Source organism: Hymenobacter psoromatis (assembly GCA_001596155.1).
Taxonomy (GTDB): Bacteria; Bacteroidota; Bacteroidia; order Cytophagales; family Hymenobacteraceae; genus Hymenobacter.
On the sequence record CP014771.1, the window covers coordinates 608,323 to 630,583 of the forward strand.

Below are 22,261 nucleotides of genomic sequence, written 5' to 3' on the forward strand. Positions count from 1 at the left end.
CATAAACTGGCCCGCTCTTTTCTTTGTGGTCTATGTCTGTTTCTACCCTTCGGTGGCCCGGCGGGCGGCCGTTGCGCCACTGCTATCTGGTGCTGATAATAAGCCTGTTGGGCCGCGTGGCCCAGGCGCAGGCCCTACCCCCCGCGCCGGCCGCCACGCCCGCCGATACCACGCTGCACAAATACCAGACGCTGCCCGGCGCGGCGTCCAGCCCCTGGTACCGGGGCAAGCTGGTGCGGGCCAGCCTCGTGCCGGCGCTGCTCATCGGCTACGGCATTAGTGTGTATGACGACCACGGGTTTTATTCTTCGCGCCAGGCGCAGGCCGACTTGCAGCGCAACTTCCCCAACTTCCGCAGCCACCTCGACGACTACGGGCAGTGGGCGCCCTACCTGGAGCTGGGCGCGGTGCTGGCCTTCGGCGTGGAGGGCCGCAACGACCGCGTGAACCTGGCGCTCATCCTGGTCAAGTCGGAGGCGCTCATGCTGGGCACGGTCGAAATCACCAAGCGCGCGACCAATCACCTGCGGCCCGATGGCTCCGACTACCGCTCGTTTCCGTCGGGCCACACGGCGCAGGCGTTTCTGGCGGCCAGCATCGTGCACACCGAGCTGCGCGACAAAAGCCAGTGGTACGGCGTGGGGGCCTACGCCGTGGCCACCACCGTGGGCGCATTGCGGATGCTCAACAACAAGCACTGGGAATCGGACGTGTTTGCCGGCGCGGGCTTCGGCATCCTGTCGGCGCACCTGGCCTACCTCTCGCACCGCCACCGCTGGGGCCGCCATCCGGCCGACCGGCCGGGGGTAGGGCTAGCGCTGCCCAAGCCGACCAAGGCTGAGTGGCAGGTCAGCCCCACATTGCTGCCCGGTGGGGGGGTAGGGATGTACGTGAGTTGGCGGGCGAAGTAAGTTTACCCGAAAATCTTCACCTGCTCGCCCTTGCGCTTGGTGCGCACGTACTGCCGGATAATCTGCTGCACGTCCTTGTTATCGGCATACGGCTTCACGGCCTCCCGAAAATCGGCCAGCTTGCGCGCCGAAAACGTCTCATCCACGTAGCCGAAGCCCACGTAGCGGCCGTTTTCAATCACGACCAGCGACTTCTCCTGGGCTTGCCGGCCGATGCCGATAATCACGAACGACTCGTGCTCGTAAGTGATGCTGTCGATGGCCTCGTCCACGCGCTGGTTGTAGCTCTCGGGCGGCTCCTGGCCCACGCACGCGCCCTGGCAGCGGTGCACCTGGTAGTCGAAGCACGCGCCCGTCGTTTTATACAGCCCGCACAGCTTCTGGCACAGGTTATACTTCGCAACCTTATGATAGAGAAAGCCTTGCGCCTTGTACTGGTTGCCAAGCGCGATAATGGGAATCTCCGAGTTGCGGGCGTCGGCGCGGCCATAGTAGAGGCACTTGTAGCCGTTTTCGTCGGTTTTGAGGTAAATGCCCGCCGGAAACACGCTGCGCCGCTGCGCCCGGTTATACGCCGGCTTGAGCTGCTTGATGAGGTGCGACTCGTAGAGCAGCGCCACCAGCTCCGAGCCGGTCAGCTCATAGGTAATATCAGCAATGGAATTCTTGAAATCCAGGCTCTTACGCGACTTCACATCCACCGCGAAGTGCTGCTGAATGCGCTTGTAGATGTTGATGCTTTTGCCCACGTAAATCACCTCGCCCGCCTCGTTGTGGAAGTAGTACACGCCCGTTTCCTGGGGTAGGGAGGCCACCAGCTCGGGCGTGATGAGGGGGGGTAGGAGGGCCGTCTTGATGGCCTGCGTCATTGCCGCCACGCGGCGCGGACTGGGCTTTTTTTCGGCGGTGGCGCTGCGGCCGGCGGGGGCCAGGGCATCCACCCGGGCCAGGGCGTCGGCGGCATTGGCCTCGGCGGCGTCGCTGGCCTGCGTTATTTTGAGCAGGCGGTCGAAGAGCACGGCGGTGGCCTCGGCGTCGCCGGCGGCGCGGTGCCGGCCCTCCAGCGAAATGCCGATATTCTGGCACAGCTTGCCCAGGCTATAGCTCGGCTGGCCCGGTATCAGGGAGCGGCTGAGGCGCACGGTGCACAGCGTTTTGCGCGAGTAGTTGTAGCCCAGGTCGGCAAATTCCTTCTTGAGAAAGGAGTAGTCAAACCGCACGTTGTGCGCCACGAATACGCAGCCCTCGGTCATCTCCACCACCTTGCGGGCCACTTCGTGGAAACGCGGCGCACCGGCCACCATGTCGTTGGTGATGCCCGTGAGCTGGGTGATGAAGGGCGGAATGGCCCGGCCGGGGTTCACCAGCGTGGTGTAGGAATCGACCACCCGCTGGCCATCGTGCACAAAAATGGCCAGCTCCGTGATGCGGTCGTTGGCCGGCTGGCCGCCGGTAGTTTCTAAGTCAATGATAGCGTACAAAGCGGGGGGGTAGGAGCGAGGCTAATGGCGGGCTAACAAAGTTAGCCCGCCGAAAGGTTGCGCCGCCCCCGGCGGCCCTGCTCGCGGCCCGGCCCGTCGCTCCCTAGCAAACGGGCCATATTCTACTTCCTCGACTGGGACCACCACCCCGTCGGCCGCTAGAGTGAAACGGCCAGGGCGGGAACAAACAAGTTGTGATAATATCTTTAGGAAAGGATTTCCAAGGGAGAAAGAAGACCGGTGAGTTGCACCGCTAATTTCGCTCGCTCCAGGGAAGTCTTTCGGATTTTAGTCCAGCTCACTCCTTCCTAAACCGCGTTATGGCCACGTTTCCCTACAGCCAACTCCGAATAGATACGCCCTTTCAGGAGGTGGATTTTCACTCGTATTCGTTGCAGCAGCCGGGGGAAGACAATTTTTACCGCCTGACTTGCCGGCTGTATCATAAACGCGAACTGGGGTTTTCCATTCTGGACGCCAGCGGAACGCGCCAGTATATTTTTACGCGGAACTGGCAAATGGACGTGATTGTGCGCCCCCGGCACCTGCTAGAATTTCGGCTCACGCCGGATGCCTGCACTGGTATTTCGGAATTTTGTTTCGACGTGGACGCCGACGACAACCGCCAGTGGGCGTATGAGCAGGACGGGCAAATCGCGTTTCCACAGGGCATCGAGGAGACGGCATGGGCCGCGCTAAATACCCGAATGCGAGCGGACTTGGGCGACACTTTTTCGCCTCTTGAAGCGTACCATTATATCCCTAATCAAACGGCGCTCCAGCGCAATCCTAACTACACCTTACGCCTGCCCTACACGCCGTTTCACCTATTGCGGACGATACTGGATGAGCAGCAGCTACCCTATGAGGTGCGCCGGGAGCCGCAGGAGCAGCCCCGTCCCGTGATATTATTTATTAACGACGAGAGCTACCTGCTGGCGCGCGACTTCGAGGTGGACATTCCTGATGCTCTCTACACGCCGACCCCCTACCCGGAGGCAAGCGATATAATTTAATAAGTTCTCGACTCCCAATCTCTCTTCTCTGAAAAAAGCTTCAGGTAAGGAAGTGGGGTAGGCAAAAAGACAGGAAGCGACCATTCCTACCCGCCTATTGCCCAAGCTGGTGGCTTAGTCCAGCACCTAACCCGCGTCTGGGTACTTGGCAAACGCAAAAACGCCTGCCATAAGGCAGGCGTTTTGGAAGTTAACCTAAAGTCAAAACCGTCGACTTACTTGTTCTTATTCATTTCCAGCCAGTTTTTGGCTTGCAGGATAGCGTCGTGCTGCTGCTGGAATACGGACTTGGCCCCGGCCGGAATATCCGAAGATGATAGCGCGGTTTCGTACGCTTTTAAGGCCGTGGCCTCGCCGGTTTCGGCCGCTGCAAGTACCGCCGAGTCATCCTGGCCGGTGATGGCTGACTTAATATTAATCCAGCCGCGGTGCACGGCGGCGGCAGCGTCGGTTACTACGCTTTCGGCCGTGTTGGTGTCGTGCGCATCAATATTATACTGCTTGGCAAAGCCTTCGAGGTCCGATACGAAGCCGGCGCGCTGCTGCGAAAACTGGCTGAGCTTGGCTTTCAAATCGGCGCTTTTTACTTCTTCGGCCGCCTCCTGATAGCCTTTCACCGATGTGCGGTTGAGGTTGAGAATGTCTGTAAGCGCGCGGGCAATGGTTTCGTTAGCCATGATTTTTGTGGAATTTGAGTAGGAATGAAAAACAGCTGCCAACAGGGTGCTGTAGGTGGAAAGCTATACGGGCAAATACTACCGGAAGGCTAAAGAAAGGCGGAATTCAGCCAAATTTTACACGTTGGCCTGCTTGCCCTGGGCCCGGCGCGTGGCCGACATCGTGGGTAGCTGCGGCTCGGGGGCCAGTGGCGGGCGCTTGCCGCGCAGCCGGTCAAGCAGCTTGGTCACGAAGTTGCGGTTGTCGGTCGGGTCCTTGGTCGTGGCCTCGCCATCGCCCACATCGCCGAGCAGGAAACCCCAGGCCTCGGTTCCCTTGTTGGCATCGAGCACCACCTTTATAACGGCCGAGATGGGCACGCTCAGAATCATGCCCGGCGTGCCCCATAGCTCACCGCCCAGGATGAGGGCGAGAATGGCCGTGAGCGGATTAAGACTCACCTTGGAAGCCGTAATCATGGGCGAGAGAATATTATCCGAAATTACCTGCACGCCCATAAACACCCCGATTACGGCCACGGCGTGGCCCGGCGAACCGGTTTCCACGAACGTAATCAGGGCCGGAATAATCGAGCCCACCGTGATACCCACGTAGGGAACGACGGCCAGCACCGACGCGAAAACGGCGAAGAAAATGGCGTATTTTACGCCCAGCAGCAGCAGCCCCACCGCATTCATAATAGCGACCAGCACGATAACCGTGAACAGACCCGTCATATAGCCCTGCACTACGCTTTGAATATTATCAACGGTATGCAGCACCGTCGTGCGCTTATCAGGCTCCACGAAGCGAAACATGAACTGGCGCAGGTGGTCGCGGTAATACAGAAAGCAGAAGATATAGATTGGCACCAGCGTCAGGGTACTGAGGATGCCAATCGTGGTGCTGAGCGTGGAGCCCAGATATTTGCTGGCGTCCTTGCGGGCCGTGTCGAGCGAAGAAGTAATAATGTCTTCGTGACTAATTGGTTGAAAGCCAAAGCGATGACTCAATTGCTGCTGCACCTGGTCGAAGTATGCCACCAGCTTGGTCTGGATGAGTGGAATCTCGTTGCGGAGGCCAATTATCTGCGAGCCAAACAAGTAGATAAGCAGCGCCAGACTGGCAATGACCAGAATAATGGCCGTGGCGATGGCCAGTGCCCGAGGCCATTTCCAAGCTTCGAGCTTGGCTACGAGCGGCATCAGCAGCAGCGACAGCAGGATGGCGTAGAGCAGGGGTAGCAGCAGGTCGTCGAGCTTGTGCAGCACGAACACCAGCAGCGACAGCCCGATAAGCAAAAAAGTGTAGTGCACCACCGGCGACTGCTTGACCTGCGCCGGAGCGTGATTGGTGGTCGGCGAGGGAACGTGGCGGGGCGTATTAAACTGATTGGCAGGAGGTAGCATTTCGAATATAAGGTGCTGGATGGAGTCCCAATGAAGGAGGTAGTAGGGCGCTTACGCAAAGCAGACCGCCGCGTTGAACCCAACCCGGCGAACCTGGTAGGGCTGACCGCTGTTAGCTAAGTACATTGGCCGAAAAAACTAAGTCGGCTGGCAAGCCGGGTAGTACTTAACTGCTATTTCTGCCGTTATTTTACCTGGCCAACGCGCCTTTTTCTGCTTTCTGCCCCATGAGTGATTCCCTACCCCCTACCCCCACCCACGCTTACGACGAAGACAGTATCCGCACCCTGCGCTGGGACGAGCACATTCGCCTGCGCCCCGGCATGTACATTGGCAAGCTCGGCGACGGCTCCAGCTATGATGACGGTATCTACGTGCTGGTGAAGGAGGTAGTCGATAACTGCATCGACGAGCACGTGATGGGCTACGGCCGCACCGTGGAGATAAAAATATCGGAGAGCAAGGTGCAGGTGCGCGACTACGGCCGCGGCATTCCGCTGGGCAAGGTCGTGGATGTGGTGAGTAAAATCAACACCGGCGGCAAGTACGACAGCAAGGTTTTCCAGAAGTCGGTGGGTTTGAATGGGGTAGGGACCAAGGCCGTGAACGCGCTCAGTAGCTATTTTCTGGTGCAAAGCGTGCGCGACGGCCAGCTCAAGGCAGCCGAGTTTTCGCAGGGCCAGCTCGTGAGCGACCCGAGTCCCCAGAAAACCAGCCAACGCAACGGCACGCTCATCACTTTCCAGCCCGACGAGACGATTTTCAAGAACTACCGCTTTATTCCGGAGTATCTCGAAAATCAGATTCGCTACTACTGCTACCTCAACGCGGGCCTGACCATCAACTTCAATGGCCAGAAATACATGTCGGAGTACGGCCTGCTCGACCTGCTCAGCGACAAAACGGACAAGGACAGCCGCCGCTACGATATCATTCACCTGAAGGGGGAGGATATTGAGATGGCCCTGACCCACGGCAACGACTACGGCGAGGAGTACTACTCGTTTGTCAATGGCCAGTATACTACGCAGGGTGGCACGCACTTAGCCGCGTTTCGCGAAGCGTTGGTGAAGACCGTACGCGAGCACTACGGCAAGGACTATGACGCGGCGGACATTCGAGCGTCCGTCATCGGCGCCATTTCGGTGCGGGTGCAGGAGCCGGTGTTCGAGAGCCAGACCAAGACCAAGCTCGGCAGCATCAACATGGGGCCGGAGAGCCCCACGGTGCGCGGCTTCATTTTGGACTTCGTGAAGGAGCACCTGGACAATTTCCTGCACAAAAATCCGGAGGCTCGGGAGAAGCTTGAGAGCCGGATAAAGCAGAGCGAGCGCGAACGCAAGGACATGGCCGGCGTGAAAAAGCTGGCCAACCAGCGCGCCAAAAAAGCCAACCTCCACAACCGCAAGCTGCGCGACTGCCGCTTTCACCTGGGCGAAAATGCCAAGGACGGCGCCGAAAAAGAGCCGCTTACTACCCTCTTCATCACCGAAGGCGACTCGGCCAGCGGCAGCATCACCAAGAGCCGCAACGTGGAGCTGGAAGCCGTGTTCAGCCTGCGCGGCAAACCCCTTAACTGCTTCGGGCTCAAGAAGAAAATCGTGTATGAGAACGAGGAATTCAACCTGTTGCAGCACGCGCTCAACATTGAGGAAGGGCTCGAAGGCCTGCGCTACAACCGCGTGGTAATCGCCACCGATGCCGACGTCGATGGCATGCACATCCGGCTGCTGCTGCTCACGTTCTTCCTCCAGTTCTTCCCCGACCTCGTGCGCAACGGCCACGTCTTTATTCTGGAAACGCCGCTGTTCCGGGTGCGCAACAAAAAGGACACCATCTACTGCTACAACGAGAGCGAAAAGCAGGACGCCATGCGCCGGCTGGGCCGCAACCCCGAGGTGACGCGCTTTAAGGGCTTGGGCGAAATCTCACCCGACGAGTTTGGCAAGTTTATCGGCGAAAACATCAAGCTGGAGCCGGTTATTCTGCAATCTGACCGCTCGGTGCAGCAGGTGCTGGCCTACTACATGGGCAAGAACACGCCCGCCCGCCAGGAGTTTATCATTGATAATCTGCGTCTTGAAAAAGACTTAGTGACGAGCGACGTGCTGCCGGTGGCCGAAATTGCGCTGGTGTAGTAGGCTATCGCATTGAAACACTGCCTTTAAGCCCACCGTACTTTGTCGCATGCTACTCCACCACATTATTTACGAAAGCCAGGCAACCCAGCCTTTAACGGAAGCTGACCTGACACTGCTTCTGCAAAAGGCGCGCGTTTATAACCAGGCCAATCAGTTGACTGGCATGTTGTTGTATGCAGCAGACGGTCGCTTTCTGCAAGTGCTGGAGGGGCCGATGGAAGCAATCCACCAGTTGTACTTCGAACATATTACCCATGACCCCCGCCACCATCGAATGCAGCTGCTGGCGGCGGGCGTGCTTGACCGGCGGCGCTTCAACGACTGGTACATGGGTTTTCGGCCCACTACCCCGGAAGCGCTGACTGAGCTGACGGGCCACCTGGACACGGCCGACGCCACGTTTCTGCTACCCCTGCTGCCCAACCTACCCAGCCCGCTGCTCGATAAGCTGCTCGACTACGTGCAGTACACCTCCCCCGATGCTGACCTCGAAGAAACCCGCTAGCTACCCTCGTGGCGCGCGCGGCTTTGTTTCTGGCTGGTAGTGGGGTAGAGTCTTTTAGGTGGGCTCATTAAGAATTGCCACTCTGGTTAGTAACCGTAACCTGGCGTGTGACTAATATTTTTGGGAACTTTGCGACTGGTATCAGTATTAATTTAACTGGTGCGTTGCCCCCTTTTTTACGGTACTTTTGACGGCAGCTTGCCGATTTTACGTTTTTTCTAGTGGCCACTTCTACTCCTTCTGCTTCCGACGCTTCTGAGCCCGACTACCTCCAGCCGGGCGATTCGCTGGATTTTGACCTGCACGGGTCGGCCAGCGCGGCCCCCGATGCAACGGCCGAAACGCCAGCGCCCGAAGTGGCCGACGACGCGGCCCAGGCCGTAGTCCACACGCTGTTTGGTGATGAAGAGGCCGATGAAGTGGAAAGCGAACAGTTTATGACCGAAGCGGAGCCCGACTCGCCCGCAGAGGTCGTCGCGGAGGAGGAGCCCAAATTTGCTCCCGGTGAGGTCATCCACGACGTAAATAACGTGCGGGGCATGTACCAGAACTGGTTTCTGGACTATGCTAGCTACGTGATTCTGGAGCGCGCCGTGCCCGCCGTGGAGGATGGGTTGAAGCCCGTGCAGCGGCGCATCCTGCACGCGATGAACGAGATGGACGATGGCCGCCTGAACAAGGTAGCCAATATCATCGGCCAGACCATGCAGTATCACCCGCACGGCGACGCCAGCATCGGCGACGCCATCGTGAACCTGGGCCAGAAGGACCTGCTCATCGACCACCAGGGCAATTGGGGCGACGTGCGCACCGGCGACTCGGCCGCCGCCGCGCGCTACATTGAGGCCCGCCTCAGCAAGTTTGCCCTCGAAGTGGTGTTCAACCCCGACATCACCGACTGGCAGATGAGCTACGACGGCCGCAAGCGCGAGCCCGTGACGCTGCCCGTCAAGTTCCCGCTGCTGCTGGCGCAGGGGGTAGAGGGCATTGCTGTGGGCCTGAGCACCAAGATAATGCCGCACAACTTTTGCGAGCTGTGCCAGGCCAGCATTGCCGTGCTGAAGGGTAGGGAATTTCAGCTGCAACCCGATTTTCCGACCGGCGGCCTGGCCGACATTAGCAACTACCAGAGCGGGCAGCGCGGCGGGCGCATCCGGCTGCGGGCCACAATTGAGAAGGTCGATAAAACGCTGCTCATCATCCGCGACATCCCGTACGGCACCACCACCACGGCGCTCATGGAGAGTATCGTGAAGGCGTCGGAAGCCAATAAAATCAAGATTAAGAAGGTCGTGGACAACACCGCCGCGCTGGTCGAGATTCAGGTGCAGCTGCCGCCCGGCATCAGCCCCGACCTCACCATCGACGCGCTCTACGCCTTTACCGACTGCGAAATATCCATTTCGCCCAACACCTGCGTCATCATCGACGACAAGCCGCGCTTTGTGGGGGTAGAGGACATGCTGCGCCTGAGCACCGGCAAAACCGTGCGCCTGCTGGAGCGCGAGCTTGAAATCAGGCAGCAGGAATTGCAGGAAAAGTGGCATTCGGCCTCGCTGGAGAAGATTTTCATCGAAAACCGCATCTACCGCAAAATTGAGGAGTGCGAAACCTGGGAGCAGATTCTTGAAACCATCGACGCGGGCCTCAAGAAGTTCGTGCGCGTGGAAGGGGAGCGGCTCAAGGCCAACGACTTACGCCTGGTAATTCGCCGCCCGGTGAGCGAAGACGACCTCACGCGCCTGACCGAAATCCGCATTAAGCGCATCTCGAAATTCGACGGGTTCAAGGCCGAAGAATATATTCAGAAGCTCGACGAGGAGCTGCTTGAAGTAGCCGATAACCTGGCCAATAGCACGCGCTACGCCATTGCGTATTTTGAAAACCTGCTCAAAAAGTATGGGGTAGGGCGCGAACGCAAAACCCAGCTCCGCACCTTCGATGTGGTTACGGCCCAGAAAGTTGCGGTAGCCAACCAGAAGCTCTACGTGAACCGCCAGGACGGCTTCGTGGGCTACGGCCTGAAGAAAGACGAATTCGTAACCGACTGCTCGGACCTCGACGACATCATCGCCATCCGGCGCGACGGCACGTTTATGGTAACCAAAATTGCGGAAAAGACCTTCGTGGGTAAGGATATTCTGCAAGTGGGCGTCTATAACAAGAACGACGACCGGCTGGTGTATAATATGGTGTACGTGGACGGCGCCAGCGGCATCAGCTTCGCCAAGCGCTTTCTGGTCACGGGCATCACGCGCGATAAAGTTTACGACCTCACCAAAGGCACCAAGGGCACTAAAACGCTGTATCTCACGGCTAATCCCAACTCGGAAAGCGAAACCGTGACCGTGCAGCTCTCGGACAAAGCGCCGGCGCGGGTCAAGCAGTTTGAGTTCGATTTTGCTGAGTTGGCCATCAAGGGTAAGGGCTCGATGGGGAACATCGTGACCAAGCAGACAATCAAGAAAATAATCCAGAAGTCGCTGGGTGACAGCACACTGGGAGGTAGGGAAGTCTTTTTTGACAGTGTGGTGGGCAAGCTCAACCACACCAACCACGGCCGCTACCTGGGCACCTTCGATACCGAGCACCTGGTGCTGGTGGTGTACAAAGACGGCTCGTATGAATTGACGCCGCCTTCCACGGCCACGCACTTCGACGTGCCCAATATCGTGCTGCTGCGCAAGCTGGAGCCCGATACCGTGGTGAGCGCCGCCTACGTCGATGGCGAAACCAAATTGCACTACGTCAAGCGTTTCCACATCGAAACCACGACGTTGGAAAAGCGCTTTAGCTTCATATCCGAAAGCAAGGGCTCGAAGCTGTTGGCCGCCAGCAGCTTTGCCGAGCCCGTGGTGGAGATAAAGCTCCAGCGTGACAAGAAGGCCAACAAGGAAACCGAAACCCTGCGCCTCGACCAGTTTATTGAGGTAAAGGGCTGGAAGGCGATGGGTAATAAGCTCAACTATTATAAAATCCACAACCTGAGCCTGCTCACCGACGAAGGCCCCGAGCCCGCCCGCCGCGAGGCCAAGCGCCGCGGCGCTGCCAAGCCCGAGGAGGGCAGCGAGGCGGCCAGCGAATCCCCCGAACTACCTATGTCCGTGGATGTTACCGAAGAAGAGGTGGCCCAGTCGCAGGCGCTGCTGCGGCGGCCCAAGGCGCAGCTGGGCCTGTTTTCTGGCTAGGAGCCGGCACGTGGCCGGGAGCCGCGACGTTATGGAGTAGCTATGCCGTTGGTTCGCGTAAAAATAGGAATGCTGGTGCTGGGCCTGGCGGGGCTGGGTGGCCCGCGCGTGGCCGCGGCGCAGAAAAGGACTACCACTTCGCAGCCCTCGCCCCCGGCCCCGCTCGAAGCGGGAGAGTTGACCAATCGCCTTCCAGCCAAGAACTCGCTGGTGCCCGACTCGGTGGCCCTGCGCCAGCATCTGCGCCAGGCCGCCGCGTTGCAAGCCACGTACAAAGATTCGGAGGCGCTGGCCCAGTATCAGGAGGCGCTCAAGCTTAATGCGCGCAATTATGTTGGGCTGTGGCGGGCGGCCGTGCTCAGCGTGAGCATCGGCAACCGCTACTCGGACGAAACCCGCAAAAAAGCCTACTTCAGCGCGGCGCGCGACTACGCTACCCGCGCCGTGGCCGTGCACCCGCTGGGCGGCGAAAGCAACTATGCCCTGGCGCTGGCCCTCTTCAGCGAGGCCGGGCTGCTAAGCGCCCGCGACCGGCTGCGCATTTTTAAAGAGTTGCGCACGCCGGTGTTTCTGGCCGTGGAGCGCCGGCCCGACCTGCCCGAAGCCTGGCAGCTGCTGGGCCGCTGGCACTACCGCGTGGCGCACTACAACGTGCTGGAAAAGACGTTTTCGCGCATCGTGCTGGGCGGCTATCCACAGGGCGCTTCTACCAGAAAAGCCATCGCGGCCCTCGAAAAAGCCCGGCAGCTCGACTCCACCCGTATTCAGTATTGCTACGACCTGGCCCGGATATACAAATATCAGGGAATGCGCTACCGGGCCGTTCGGGTGCTTGAGCAAGCCATTAAGCTGCCTACTTACACCAGCGAGGACCTGACCATGAACCGCTTGTGTCAGCAATTGCTACCCCCTCTGCTGCGGGCCGTGGCCCGGCGCGACCGCCTGCACGCCCGCTGGTACGAGCGCCTGCCCGTCACGCCGGTCACGAGCGCCACCGGCCATTAAAAAAAGCAAGGCCCGGCTACTGTAGTAGCCGGGCCTTGTTCATTAGCATAACAGGCTGATTCTAAGCGGCTATCAGCTTAGCCGAGGATTCCTGGTCGCTGGGCGGCGTGTCCTGGTAGGGGCTGCCCATCTCCTTGGGGCTGGGCTCGTTGGCCGGGGCGGGGGTAGGGTTTGCCAGCTGCGTCGCCTGGGTGCCGTAGATGTGCGCCAGGTCATTGATAACGGTCTGGCCACTCACTTCCAGGTCTTTAAGGCGCCCGTCGGCGATGTCATACACGAGGCCGTGCAGGCGGGGCGGGTCGTCGCTGCGCAGCGCGTTCTGGATAATATTGGTTTTAGCCAGATTACGCACCTGCTCCATCACGTTGAGCTCCACGAGGCGGCGCAGGCGCTGGGTTTCGTCCGGGATGCGCAGCAGCTCGGTTTCGTGCAGGCGCACCACGTCGCGAATATTCACCAACCAGTTGTCAATCAGGCCATATTGCTTGTTGGCCGCGGCGGCTGCTACCCCCCCGCAACCGTAGTGGCCCACCACCAGAATATCGCGCACGCCCAGCACTTCCACGGCGTATTGCAGCACGCTGAGTAGGTTCATGTCGCTGTGCACCACCAGGTTGGCAATGTTGCGGTGCACGAACATTTCGCCCGGCCCAGTGCCCGTGATGCCTGAGGCCGGCACCCGCGAGTCGGAGCAGCCTATGAAGAGGTAGCGCGGCTGCTGGCCATTGGTCAGGCGCTTGAAAAAATCGGGGTCTTCGGCGTTGCGCTCGGCCACCCACTTGCGGTTGTTGGCTAAAATATCCTGCACGCCGCCGGTAGCTGGGGCGGCTGCTTGGTTGAAAGACATATTCATGAGGAAAATAACGGAGGGCTAAATTAACGAAAAATGATGGCCAGCGATTAATGGGCTGCCACTGCTACCCGCCTGATACCGCGCAGCTTCAGGTCGATGCCCCGCGCCGGGGCCGCCTTCCGAAACGCTTCGATGGCTTCGAGCACATCGTGGTCGATAACGTCGGACCGGGAGCCGTCGAGCAGGACGCGGCTGCCGCTGGGTAGCTGTTCCAGCGTGGTCACGATGCTGGCTTTGTTGAGGAAAGATACGTGCTCGGGCAAGCGCAGGTGCAGCAGGCTATGGGCATCGTCGGGGTCAGCGTCAGTTTCGTGGTGCCGCAGGTAGGAGCCGGTCTTGGCATTGTCCTTCAGAATAAAAAAGAAGCCCAGCACCAGCCCAATGCCCACGCCCTTGAGCAAATCGGTGAAGAGCACTGCCACGATGGTGACGATGAACGGCAAGAACTGCGCCCAGCCCAGCCGCCACTGCTGCCGGTAGAGCGCGGGCCTGGTCAGCTTGAAGCCCACCACCAGCAACACCGCCGCCAGCGCCGCCAACGGAATTAAATTCAGCACCGTGCCCAGCAACAACAAGCTCACTAACAATAAGATGCCGTGAATAAAGGCCGATAGCTTGGTTTGTCCGCCGGCCGCGATGTTGGCTGATGAGCGCACGATAACGGCCGTGAGGGGCAGGCCGCCCAGCAGGCCGCTCACCACGTTGCCCGCACCCTGAGCCAGCAGCTCGCGGTTGGTGGGCGTGCGGCGCTTTTGCGGGTCGAGGTTATCCACGGCCTCCACGCTGAGCAGCGTTTCGAGCGAGGCTACGATGGCGATGGTGAAGGCCACGCCGTAGGTGGCGGGGTTGCGCAGGGCGCTGAAATCGGGAAACGTCATGGCGCCCGCCAGCTGGCTCAGGGAAGAGAGAACGGGCAGCTTCACGAGGTGCTCGGGATGCACGGCCAGGGTAGGGGCCACGGCCAGCAGCAACTGATTGATACCCAACGCCGCCAGCACCGCCACCAGCGCGCCCGGTAGCAGCCGCGCCCAGGGCTGCCGCCGCACCGCCGGGCTGTCCCAGAGCAGTAGCACCGCCAGCCCTACCCCCCCCACCAGCACCGAGCCGGGGCTGATGTGCGCCAGCGCCGCGCCAATGGCCGAAAAGGTGTTTTCCCCATTCAGCTGCCAGAAATCCATGTCCTCGAAATAATCCCGGTCGGCTCCCAGGAAGTGAGGTATTTGCTTCATTATCAAAATAATGCCGATGGAGGCCAGCATGCCGCGAATGACGGCCGCCGGGAAGTAGAGGGCAATGACGCCCGCCCGCGCCACGCCCAGCAGCAGCTGGATAACGCCCGCCACAACAGTAGCCGCCAGCACCGCTGGCCACGAGCCCAGCGACGAAATGGCCGCCAGCATAATGGTGGTGAGGCCCGCCGCCGGCCCGCTCACGCTCACCGCCGAGCCGCTGAGAACGCTCACCAGCAGGCCCCCCACGATGCCCGAAATCAGCCCCGCCAGCAGCGGCGCGCCCGAGGCTAGCGAAATGCCCAAACACAGCGGCAACGCCACCAGAAACACCACCAGCCCCGCCGGCGCGTCCTGGCCGAGGGTGCTGAAACGGGAGGGGGTAGGCCCCCCTGGGGCCAGGGGCGCGGAGCGCGCCGGCAACGGCGCGGAAATAACCTTAGTCATGCGAATAAATAGGATGCTTGAGCCAGCCGCCAGTACCGGGGCCAGATTTATTGTTGCAAGTCTATCGCCGCGTGATTAAGATGAAGTTAAAGTGAAATTAAAAGGAAATTAAAATTGAATAACTACTTGATAATGAGTAGTTGTTTAAGCCGACTTTCTCGGCGGAACCGGCCATTCCAGCCACACGCGGGTGCCCTGGCCGGGTTCGCTGGCCAGGCGCACCGCGCCGCCGTGCAGGGCCATGATGCGCGCCGTGAGGGGCAGGCCGATGCCGTGGCCCGGCACCGCCCGCGCCGCCGCCGCCCGAAAAAATGGGACGAACACCTGCTCTAAATCACTGGGCGACAGGCCCAGACCTTCGTCGGTTACCAGCAGGGTAGGGCGGCCGGCGGGCCGGGCCAGCGTGGCCGTGACGGGCTGCCCGCCGGCGGCCGAAAACTTGCAGGCATTGTCCAGCACGTTGAGCAGGGCCGAGAGCAGCAGCGGCTCGTTGCCGGGCACCACGAAGGCCCCGGCATCGGCGCTTTCGCCCAGGTCCAGGTCCACGCGGCTGGTGGGGTAGCGGCGGCCCACCTGCTCGTGGGCCAGCAGCAGCAGCTCGCCCAGGTCCACGGGCCGCATCGGCAGCTGTGAAGGGTCGCCGGAAGCTTGGGCGATTTGCAGCAGACCGTTGGTGAGGCTGGTGAGCTGGCGGGCCGCGTCGAGGGTGCGCTGAAGCACGCGGCGGTACTCGGGGGCGGGGCGCTCGGCTTGCAGCAGGGCCACTTCCAGCTCGCCGGTGAGGGCCGTGAGGGGCGTGCGCAGCTCGTGCGAGGCATCGCGCACGAAAGTGCGCTGGCCGGCAAACGCCGCTTCGAGGCGGTCGAGCAGTTGGTTGAAGCGCTGGGCCAGGCGGCCCAACTCGTCGGCCGGGCCGGCGGCGTGGCTCAGGCGCTGGCCCAGGTTCGAGCCCGTGATGCCGTCCACCTCGCCCACCATGCGGCGCAGCGGGCGCAGGGCCTGGCCCGCGAACACCCAGCCGCCTACCCCCGCAAAAATCACCGCCGCCAGCAGGCCCGCCCCCAGCACCCGGCGCAGTCCGCGCAGCTGCTCGCGCCCGTCCTCATCCACCGACGAGGCCAGCACGATAAGGTCGCCCAGGCGCGGGTCGGCGTAGCGCAGGCCCACGGTTTCGTGAAAATCACGCTCCGGCTCCAGCACCGCCCGGCCCGTGCGGCGCACTTCCAGGAGCCAAGCGGCCGGCACCCGGCCGCCCGCCGCCCGCTGCCCCTCCCGAAACACCAGCCGCCCCGCCGCATCGTACACCTGCCCCTCCTCGGCGGGCAGCGTGCGGTAGAGCTGCCGCAAATAGCGCCGGTAGGAAGCCGCCTGGCCCGAATCGGCCCGCGCCTGCCCGTCGGCGTACACGTGCCCCATCACCTCGGCCCGGCTAAACAGGCTTTGGGTAAATGCCTCGCGCCGCGATTGCCAGGTGAAAAAATAGATGGCGGCCAGCAGCAACACCAGCGTCACCACCAGCAACGCCCCAAACTGCAAGGCCAGGCGTAAGCGAATTGACATATAATATATAAATGTAGATGAGCGTAATTTTCCTTTTGGTTTGTAGGGCTTATCCAAAGTTGTTTGTCATTGCCACGCTGCACTCACAATGACAAACAACTTTGGGTAAGCCCTAAATAAAATTCCTACTTCAAAAGCCAGAATTTATTTTACTAACTTTTATGGAAGTAAAACTATCAAACTAAAAAGTAGTCGTAAGTTTACTGCGTTGAAATGGCTTCCCAGCCTTTGCCTCATCCTTTAACGCTACGTACCAAATGCAGCCCAAAGTACCCATCACCGTTGCGACCGGCGACGGCATCGGCCCCGAAATCATGACCCAGACCCTGCGCGTGCTCGAAGCCGCGGGGGCTGCTATCACCCCGGAGTTTATCGAGGTGGGCGAGCAGGTGTACCGCGCCGGCCACAGCTCCGGCATCCTGCCCTCGGCCTGGGATTCGCTGCGGCGCACGCAGGTGCTGCTGAAAGCGCCCATCACCACGCCGCTGGGCGGGGGCTACAAAAGCCTGAACGTGACGCTGCGCAAAACCCTGGGTTTGTATGCTAATGTGCGGCCCAGCCGCAGCCTGTTTCCGGCCGTGGCCACGCGCTTCCCCGATTTAGACGTGGTGATTATCCGCGAAAATGAGGAGGATTTGTACGCCGGCATCGAGCACCAGCAAACGCCCGACGTGGTGCAGTGCCTCAAGCTGGTGTCGCGGCCAGGCTGCGAGAAAATCGTGCGCTACGCCTTCGAGTATTGCCGCCTGCACGGCCGGAAAAAGCTCACGTGCATGACCAAGGACAATATTATGAAGCTCACCGACGGTCTCTTTCACCGGGTGTTTACGGAGGTAGGGCAGGAGTACCCCGACATCAAGCAGGAGCACCAGATTATTGACATCGGCACCGCCCGGCTGGCCGACACGCCCGAGCGCTACGACGTAATAGTGACCCTGAACCTCTACGGCGACATTATTTCCGACGTGGTGGCGCAGGTGGCCGGCTCGGTGGGCCTGGCCGGCTCGGCCAACGTGGGCGACCACGGGGCGCTGTTCGAGGCTATCCACGGCTCGGCCCCCGACATCGCGGGCCAGAACATTGCCAATCCCTCGGGCCTGTTGCAGGCGGCCGTGCTCCTGCTGGTCCACATTGGGCAGGGCGAAGTGGCGGCGCGGATTCATAACGCCTGGCTCCGCGCCCTGGAAGATGGCTACCACACGGCCGACATCTACCAGCCCGGCACCAGCCAGGAGAAGGTGGGCACGGTGGGCTTCGCCGATGCCGTGATTGCCCGCCTGGGCCAGCTGCCCCAGCACCTGCGGCCCTTCCAGGCCGGCCCGGCCGCCGAGCAGAAGCCGATGGTACTGACCCCGCGCCATGCGGGCGTGCAGCAGCTGGTAGGCATCGACGTGTTTTTGCGCTGGGATGGCTCCGACCCCAACGAGTTGGGCCACCAGCTGGAAACACTTACCGGCCACCGGCTGCAACTCAAGCTCGTCACCAACCGCGGCGTGAAGGTGTACCCCAACGGCCATCCCGAAACATTCTGCACCGACCATTGGCGCTGCCGCTTCGTGGCCGCCACCGCCCGCGTGAGCGATGGGCAGCTCGGCTACACTCCCGTACCCTTTGCCGACGTGCTGGCCCTGCAACACCGCCTGGCCGATTTCAACCTCTACATCATCAAAACCGAAAACCTGTACCTGTTCGACGGCGAGCGCGCCTTTTCGCTGGGGCAGGGCGAGTAGGCTGGCAGGCCGCGGGGGGTAGGGAGAATTGCGGGTAGTACTACGTTCTTTGGGGCGGGATTTTCCTGCCCCCCCCCTTTTAGTCTTGCTCTCTTTTATGAATGCCACGCTTCGCCTGGAACTGAACGACAAGCTGTACTTGCGCGACCCGCAGGACACGGACCTGGGCCGCCGGCTGGTGGCCGAAAGTGTGCGGCTGATTGACGAAATCGGCTTCGAGCAGTTCACCTTCAAGAAGCTGGCCCAGCGCATCGAGTCCACGGAAGCGTCGCTCTACCGCTATTTTGAGAACAAGCACAAGCTGCTGGTGTACCTGGTGAGCTGGTACTGGGCCTGGCTGAGCTACCAGATTCGCTTCCACACCCACAACGTGCCCGATGCCCGCGACCGCCTGCGCCTGATTTTGGGCATTCTCACCCAGGTGCACACCGACGACGCAGGCACGACCCAGCTCGACGAGGCCGCACTCTACCGCATCGTGGTCAGCGAAGCCTCCAAAGCCTACCTCACTAAAGACGTGGATGTGGACAACCAGGCCGGGCTATTCCGCGAGTATAAGCGGCTGGTAGCCAGTATCGGCGAGGTGGTGCGCGAGATTAACCCCGCCTATCCCTACCCCCACGCCCTGGTCAGCACCCTGTTCGAGTCGGCCCGCAAGCAGCTGTTTTTTGCCCAGCACCTGCCCTCCCTCACCGACGCGGCCACCCGCCAGGGCGAGCAAAACGCCATCCACGACTTCTTAATGAAGCTGACTTTTGCCGCGCTGGCCTAAATCTGGCCGGCGCTGCTTATTTAATAGACTTGTTGTGATTTGAAAGTCAAGGACATAGATAAAAATTCCACAACCCTGCACAAACTCCTAACACGTTGTCGTAGCGTTTCCAATCGTGCATTCGTAGACGGTCACTCAAAATCCGATAACGTTTCCAGCCACCGATAGCATGTTCCACTATAATACGTTTACTCGCCTGTTCTTTATTTAGGGCTCGCTGCTCCAGGGTCAATTCTTTTCCCTTAGGTTTTTTAATTGGTAGAAAATAGGTAGGACACTTATAATCCTTACCAAACCCCAGAAATCCTAAATCCAGGCGAACAGTAAATTTTCTAAACCACTGTTTATCAACAGGAAAGAGTTGTTTAAGTAACCCATAATCATGCTGTTTTCCCGGTTGAAAATGACTTAAAAATCCAATCCACCTAGTGGTAGTAGCAATGACTATTTCTTTTAAGGTATTCGCTTTTTTTTACCACTATACGAGTCTTTCTGAGTAGTATAATCTTGCGGTCGTTGTATCCGTTGTTCCGTTCCGTCTAGTAACAACGTTTCGTGCTGGCTAAAATAAGCTTCAAATTCGTCTACGCTAGCAAACGCTCGTTTAGGCAAATGACCAGACAGTGTTAAAGCTTCTTGAAGCACCATAATTCCTCGGTCTTGATAACGTTTAGCATTCGCGGTATCCATCCCACTTACAAAACCAAGTAAATCGTAAGTTAAACTGGTTTTAAAGCTAAATAGGGTAAATAGCAGCAGTTCTTCTTCCGTTTTAATAATGGACTCATGAATGGCAAAAGCATCACGGTCAGCTATTTGTAAATCAAATAAGCGCGAATAAGCTTGCTTAAAATGAGTCAGTAATTTTTCAAATCGAGCTTGTGTCAAGCCAGTTGCTGCTCGCCATTTACGTTCGGTAGTAAGGGTCGAAGTGGAAAGTTGCATAACCTAAGCGGAAATATATTTCTCACAAATTTACGTCACCTTGTACCTCGCAACAAGTCTAATAACTGATGTTACGCAACAAGGAGTAGCGCGAACTTTGTAGTTCGCGTTCCCGCGCCGTTAAAGCCAGTAGAACGGCGCGGGGACGCGAACTACAAAGTTCGCGCTACTCCCCGTTATCATCTCGAATAAGATAGGGCGTAACATCAGTTAATAAGCAAAGAAAAACCGCCTACCCCCCCGGCGCGGCTCACTCCTCGCGTAGCACGTAGCCCATGCCCACCAGCGTGTGGATGAGTTTGGTGGGGTAGCCCTTGTCGGCTTTTTTGCGCAAGAAGTTGATGTACACGTCAATGACATTCGACCCCGTATCGAAATTCATATCCCAGACGTGCTCCAGCAGCTCGGCCCGGCTCACTACCCGGCCCTGGTGGCGCAGCAGGTATTCGAGCAGCGCAAACTCGCGGGCGGTGAGCTGAATAGGCTGGCCGGCGCGCTCCACGCGCTTGGTGGCGGGGTCGAGGGTGAGGTCGGCCAGGCGCAGGGGCGCGGTGGCGGCCGGCGCATCGGTGCGGCGGCGCACCAGCGCCCGCAGCCGCGCCAGCAGCTCCGCGAAGGCGAAAGGCTTCACCAGGTAATCGTCGGCCCCGGCATCGAGGCCCCGGATTTTGTCGTCCGTTTCGCCCAGGGCCGTCAGCATCAGAATGGGCACGCCGGGGTCGTGGGCCCGCACCTGGCGGCACACCTCCAGGCCGCTGAGGCCGGGCAGCATCTGGTCCAGAATCAGGCAGTCGTACTGCGTGCTCTGGGCGCGGTGCAGGCCCAGCAGGCCATCGGCGGCCAGGTCCACGGTGTAGCCCTGCTCGGTAAGGCCCTGGTGCAGAAAGGCGGCCACGGAGGGCTCGTCTTCGACAAGAAGAATTTTCATGCGGGGTAGGGGTGGTTGGCGTAGTCGGCCTGCAAAAATGCAGCGGCGCGGCTGGTTCGGAGGTGTAGGGTTATTTTTGAGGCGTAACTAAGAGGGGGTAGGAATACTAAAGAACGTCATGCTCATCTGGCGTCCGCTTGTCGAAGCATCTCTGCTGCGGTCGGTGAACGGCGCGGATAAAGCAGTAGAGATGCTTCGACAAGCGGACGCCAGATGAGCATGACGTTCTTATTTTGATACTTCATTCCTAAATCTTAATTCCCTACCCCCCCCGCCACCCCCTATGCCTCGCCGGCTCCTTCCCTTTTTGGCTTTGCTGCTGGCCGCCTGCCACGCTACCCCCGCCGAGCGGCCCGATACGCTCGTGGACCTGGCCACCGTGCAAAGTGGCCCCCGCGTGCAGGCCGATGAGCTGGACGGGGCCATTCAACAGCAGCCCGATAACACGGGCCTGCTGGCCCGCCGCGCCACCCTGCGCCTGGCCGCTGGCCAGCCCGTGGCCGCGTTGCGCGATGTGGAGGCCGCCTTGGCCATCGATGACGAGGATGGCGACCTGTATTACTTGCAGGCCCGTGCCTACCGCGCCCTCGGCCGCCTGCCGCAAGCGCTGGCCGCCGCGCGCCGTGCCGCCGACGCGGGCTTCAACTCGCCCGAGCTGCCGTTGCTCGAAGGTGAAACCCGGCTCGCGGCGCGCCAATATGACGCCGCGCTAGCCAGCCTCGACCGCACGCTGCTCCTCGACCCCGACCAGCCCGCGGCGCTGTTTTACAAGGGCTTGGCCTACGCGGCCACCCGCGATACCGCGCAGGCCCTCGACTACCTGCGCGCGGCCCTGGCCCGCGACCCGCGTGAGCCCGAGATTCTGCACCAGCTGGCTTTTTTGCTCAACGCCTACCGCCTGCCGCAGGAGGCCGCCGCCTACGCCAGCCGGGGCCTGCGCCTCGACTCTGCCTCCGGCGCGCTGCACTACGACTACGGCCGCCAACTGGAGTTGCTGGGCCGCCCCGACAGCGCCCTGCGCTACTACCGCCGCGCCCTAGCCCTTGACACCACGCAGTACCGGGCTGACTATCGCCTGGCCCTGGCGGCCAGTGCCAGCGGCCAGCGGCCAGCGTCGGTTATTCCGCATTTGCAGCGCGCCTTGCGCCTCAACCCGCGCCTGCCCCAGGCTCGCGCCATCTTGGCCGAGGCGCTGGAGGCGCAGCACCGCCTGCCCGAAGCCCTGCGCCAGTATCAGATGCTCGTGCTCGAAAACCCCAGCAATCAGCATTGGACCTATAAAGTCTGGAAGATGGGCGAACAAGTACGGGCTGCCTTGCCCGATAGCTTGCGCCCCGCGCCGGTCTATTATCGCCGGCCCGTCGTGGAGCCTGCCCAACGGCCCCAGCCCGTGGCGCCGCTGTTGGCGCGGCCGGTCCGCTAGCAGGGGGGTAGGGCAGGTGCGTAAAATAGCGCCTGCCTTTACTTGCTGGTGCCCCCGGCGT

Annotated in this window: 15 protein-coding genes and 1 pseudogene; 9 read left to right on the forward strand and 7 right to left on the reverse strand. The window is 60.3% G+C overall.

Annotated elements, in window-relative coordinates; all coding sequences use genetic code 11:
- Positions 1–71: 71 nt before the first annotated feature.
- A complete protein-coding gene (locus A0257_02710; protein AMR26109.1) occupies positions 72–911 on the forward strand; it encodes a hypothetical protein in 840 nt (279 codons plus the stop codon).
- A 2-nt stretch (positions 912–913) separates the two neighbouring features.
- Here A0257_02710 and A0257_02715 read toward each other — a convergent pair whose 3' ends face one another.
- Entirely contained in the window at positions 914–2,392 is a 1,479-nt protein-coding gene (locus A0257_02715) for a DNA polymerase III subunit epsilon (GenBank protein AMR26110.1), read from the reverse strand.
- Between the two features lie 320 nt (positions 2,393–2,712).
- Here A0257_02715 and A0257_02720 point away from each other — a divergent pair, with 320 nt between their 5' ends.
- A complete protein-coding gene (locus tag A0257_02720) occupies positions 2,713–3,408 on the forward strand; it encodes a hypothetical protein (GenBank protein AMR26111.1) in 696 nt (231 codons plus the stop codon).
- A gap of 215 nt (positions 3,409–3,623) precedes the next feature.
- On the opposite strand, the gene A0257_02725 is transcribed toward A0257_02720, so the two are convergent.
- Together A0257_02725 and A0257_02730 are read right to left on the reverse strand one after the other, a co-directional pair.
- Positions 3,624–4,085: a hypothetical protein gene (locus A0257_02725; GenBank protein ID AMR26112.1), complete on the reverse strand. Its 462-nt coding sequence runs from the start codon at positions 4,083–4,085 to the stop codon at positions 3,624–3,626.
- Positions 4,086–4,283: 198 nt separating this feature from the next.
- Positions 4,284–5,384, reverse strand: a pseudogene (locus tag A0257_02730) (AI-2E family transporter).
- Between the two features lie 317 nt (positions 5,385–5,701).
- Here A0257_02730 and A0257_02735 point away from each other — a divergent pair.
- The 4 genes from A0257_02735 to A0257_02750 all read left to right on the forward strand — a co-directional run bounded on the left by A0257_02735 (position 5,702) and on the right by A0257_02750 (position 12,313).
- On the forward strand, positions 5,702–7,612 hold the full coding sequence (locus A0257_02735) for a DNA topoisomerase IV (GenBank protein AMR26113.1): 1,911 nt from the start codon (positions 5,702–5,704) through the stop codon (positions 7,610–7,612).
- Positions 7,613–7,661: 49 nt separating this feature from the next.
- Positions 7,662–8,120: a hypothetical protein gene (locus A0257_02740; protein ID AMR26114.1), complete on the forward strand. Its 459-nt coding sequence runs from the start codon at positions 7,662–7,664 to the stop codon at positions 8,118–8,120.
- A 221-nt stretch (positions 8,121–8,341) separates the two neighbouring features.
- Positions 8,342–11,308: a DNA topoisomerase IV gene (locus A0257_02745; protein ID AMR26115.1), complete on the forward strand. Its 2,967-nt coding sequence runs from the start codon at positions 8,342–8,344 to the stop codon at positions 11,306–11,308.
- A gap of 69 nt (positions 11,309–11,377) precedes the next feature.
- A complete protein-coding gene (locus tag A0257_02750; protein ID AMR26116.1) occupies positions 11,378–12,313 on the forward strand; it encodes a hypothetical protein in 936 nt (311 codons plus the stop codon).
- A 61-nt stretch (positions 12,314–12,374) separates the two neighbouring features.
- Here A0257_02750 and A0257_02755 read toward each other — a convergent pair whose 3' ends face one another.
- The 3 genes from A0257_02755 to A0257_02765 form a co-directional block, all read right to left on the reverse strand.
- Entirely contained in the window at positions 12,375–13,121 is a 747-nt protein-coding gene (locus A0257_02755; GenBank protein ID AMR29601.1) for a carbonic anhydrase, read from the reverse strand.
- Positions 13,122–13,213: 92 nt separating this feature from the next.
- Positions 13,214–14,842 carry a hypothetical protein gene (locus A0257_02760; protein AMR26117.1) on the reverse strand — a complete coding sequence of 543 codons (1,629 nt, stop codon included), beginning with the start codon at positions 14,840–14,842 and terminating at the stop codon, positions 13,214–13,216.
- A gap of 144 nt (positions 14,843–14,986) precedes the next feature.
- The gene (locus A0257_02765) at positions 14,987–16,402 is read right to left on the reverse strand and encodes a hypothetical protein (protein AMR26118.1); all 1,416 of its coding nucleotides are present in this window, start codon (positions 16,400–16,402) and stop codon (positions 14,987–14,989) included.
- A 257-nt stretch (positions 16,403–16,659) separates the two neighbouring features.
- On the opposite strand from A0257_02765, the gene A0257_02770 reads away from it, so the two are divergent.
- Both A0257_02770 and A0257_02775 read left to right on the forward strand, forming a co-directional pair.
- The gene (locus A0257_02770) at positions 16,660–18,132 is read left to right on the forward strand and encodes an isocitrate dehydrogenase (protein ID AMR26119.1); all 1,473 of its coding nucleotides are present in this window, start codon (positions 16,660–16,662) and stop codon (positions 18,130–18,132) included.
- Between the two features lie 97 nt (positions 18,133–18,229).
- Positions 18,230–18,904 carry a TetR family transcriptional regulator gene (locus tag A0257_02775; GenBank protein ID AMR26120.1) on the forward strand — a complete coding sequence of 225 codons (675 nt, stop codon included), beginning with the start codon at positions 18,230–18,232 and terminating at the stop codon, positions 18,902–18,904.
- 1,195 nt (positions 18,905–20,099) lie between these two features.
- Here the strand turns inward: A0257_02775 and A0257_02780 are convergent.
- Entirely contained in the window at positions 20,100–20,777 is a 678-nt protein-coding gene (locus A0257_02780; GenBank protein AMR26121.1) for a DNA-binding response regulator, read from the reverse strand.
- Positions 20,778–21,090: 313 nt separating this feature from the next.
- Between A0257_02780 and A0257_02785 the strand changes: the two genes are divergently transcribed.
- Positions 21,091–22,200, forward strand: a complete 1,110-nt coding sequence (locus A0257_02785) for a hypothetical protein (GenBank protein ID AMR26122.1) — start codon at positions 21,091–21,093, stop codon at positions 22,198–22,200.
- Positions 22,201–22,261: the final 61 nt, after the last annotated feature.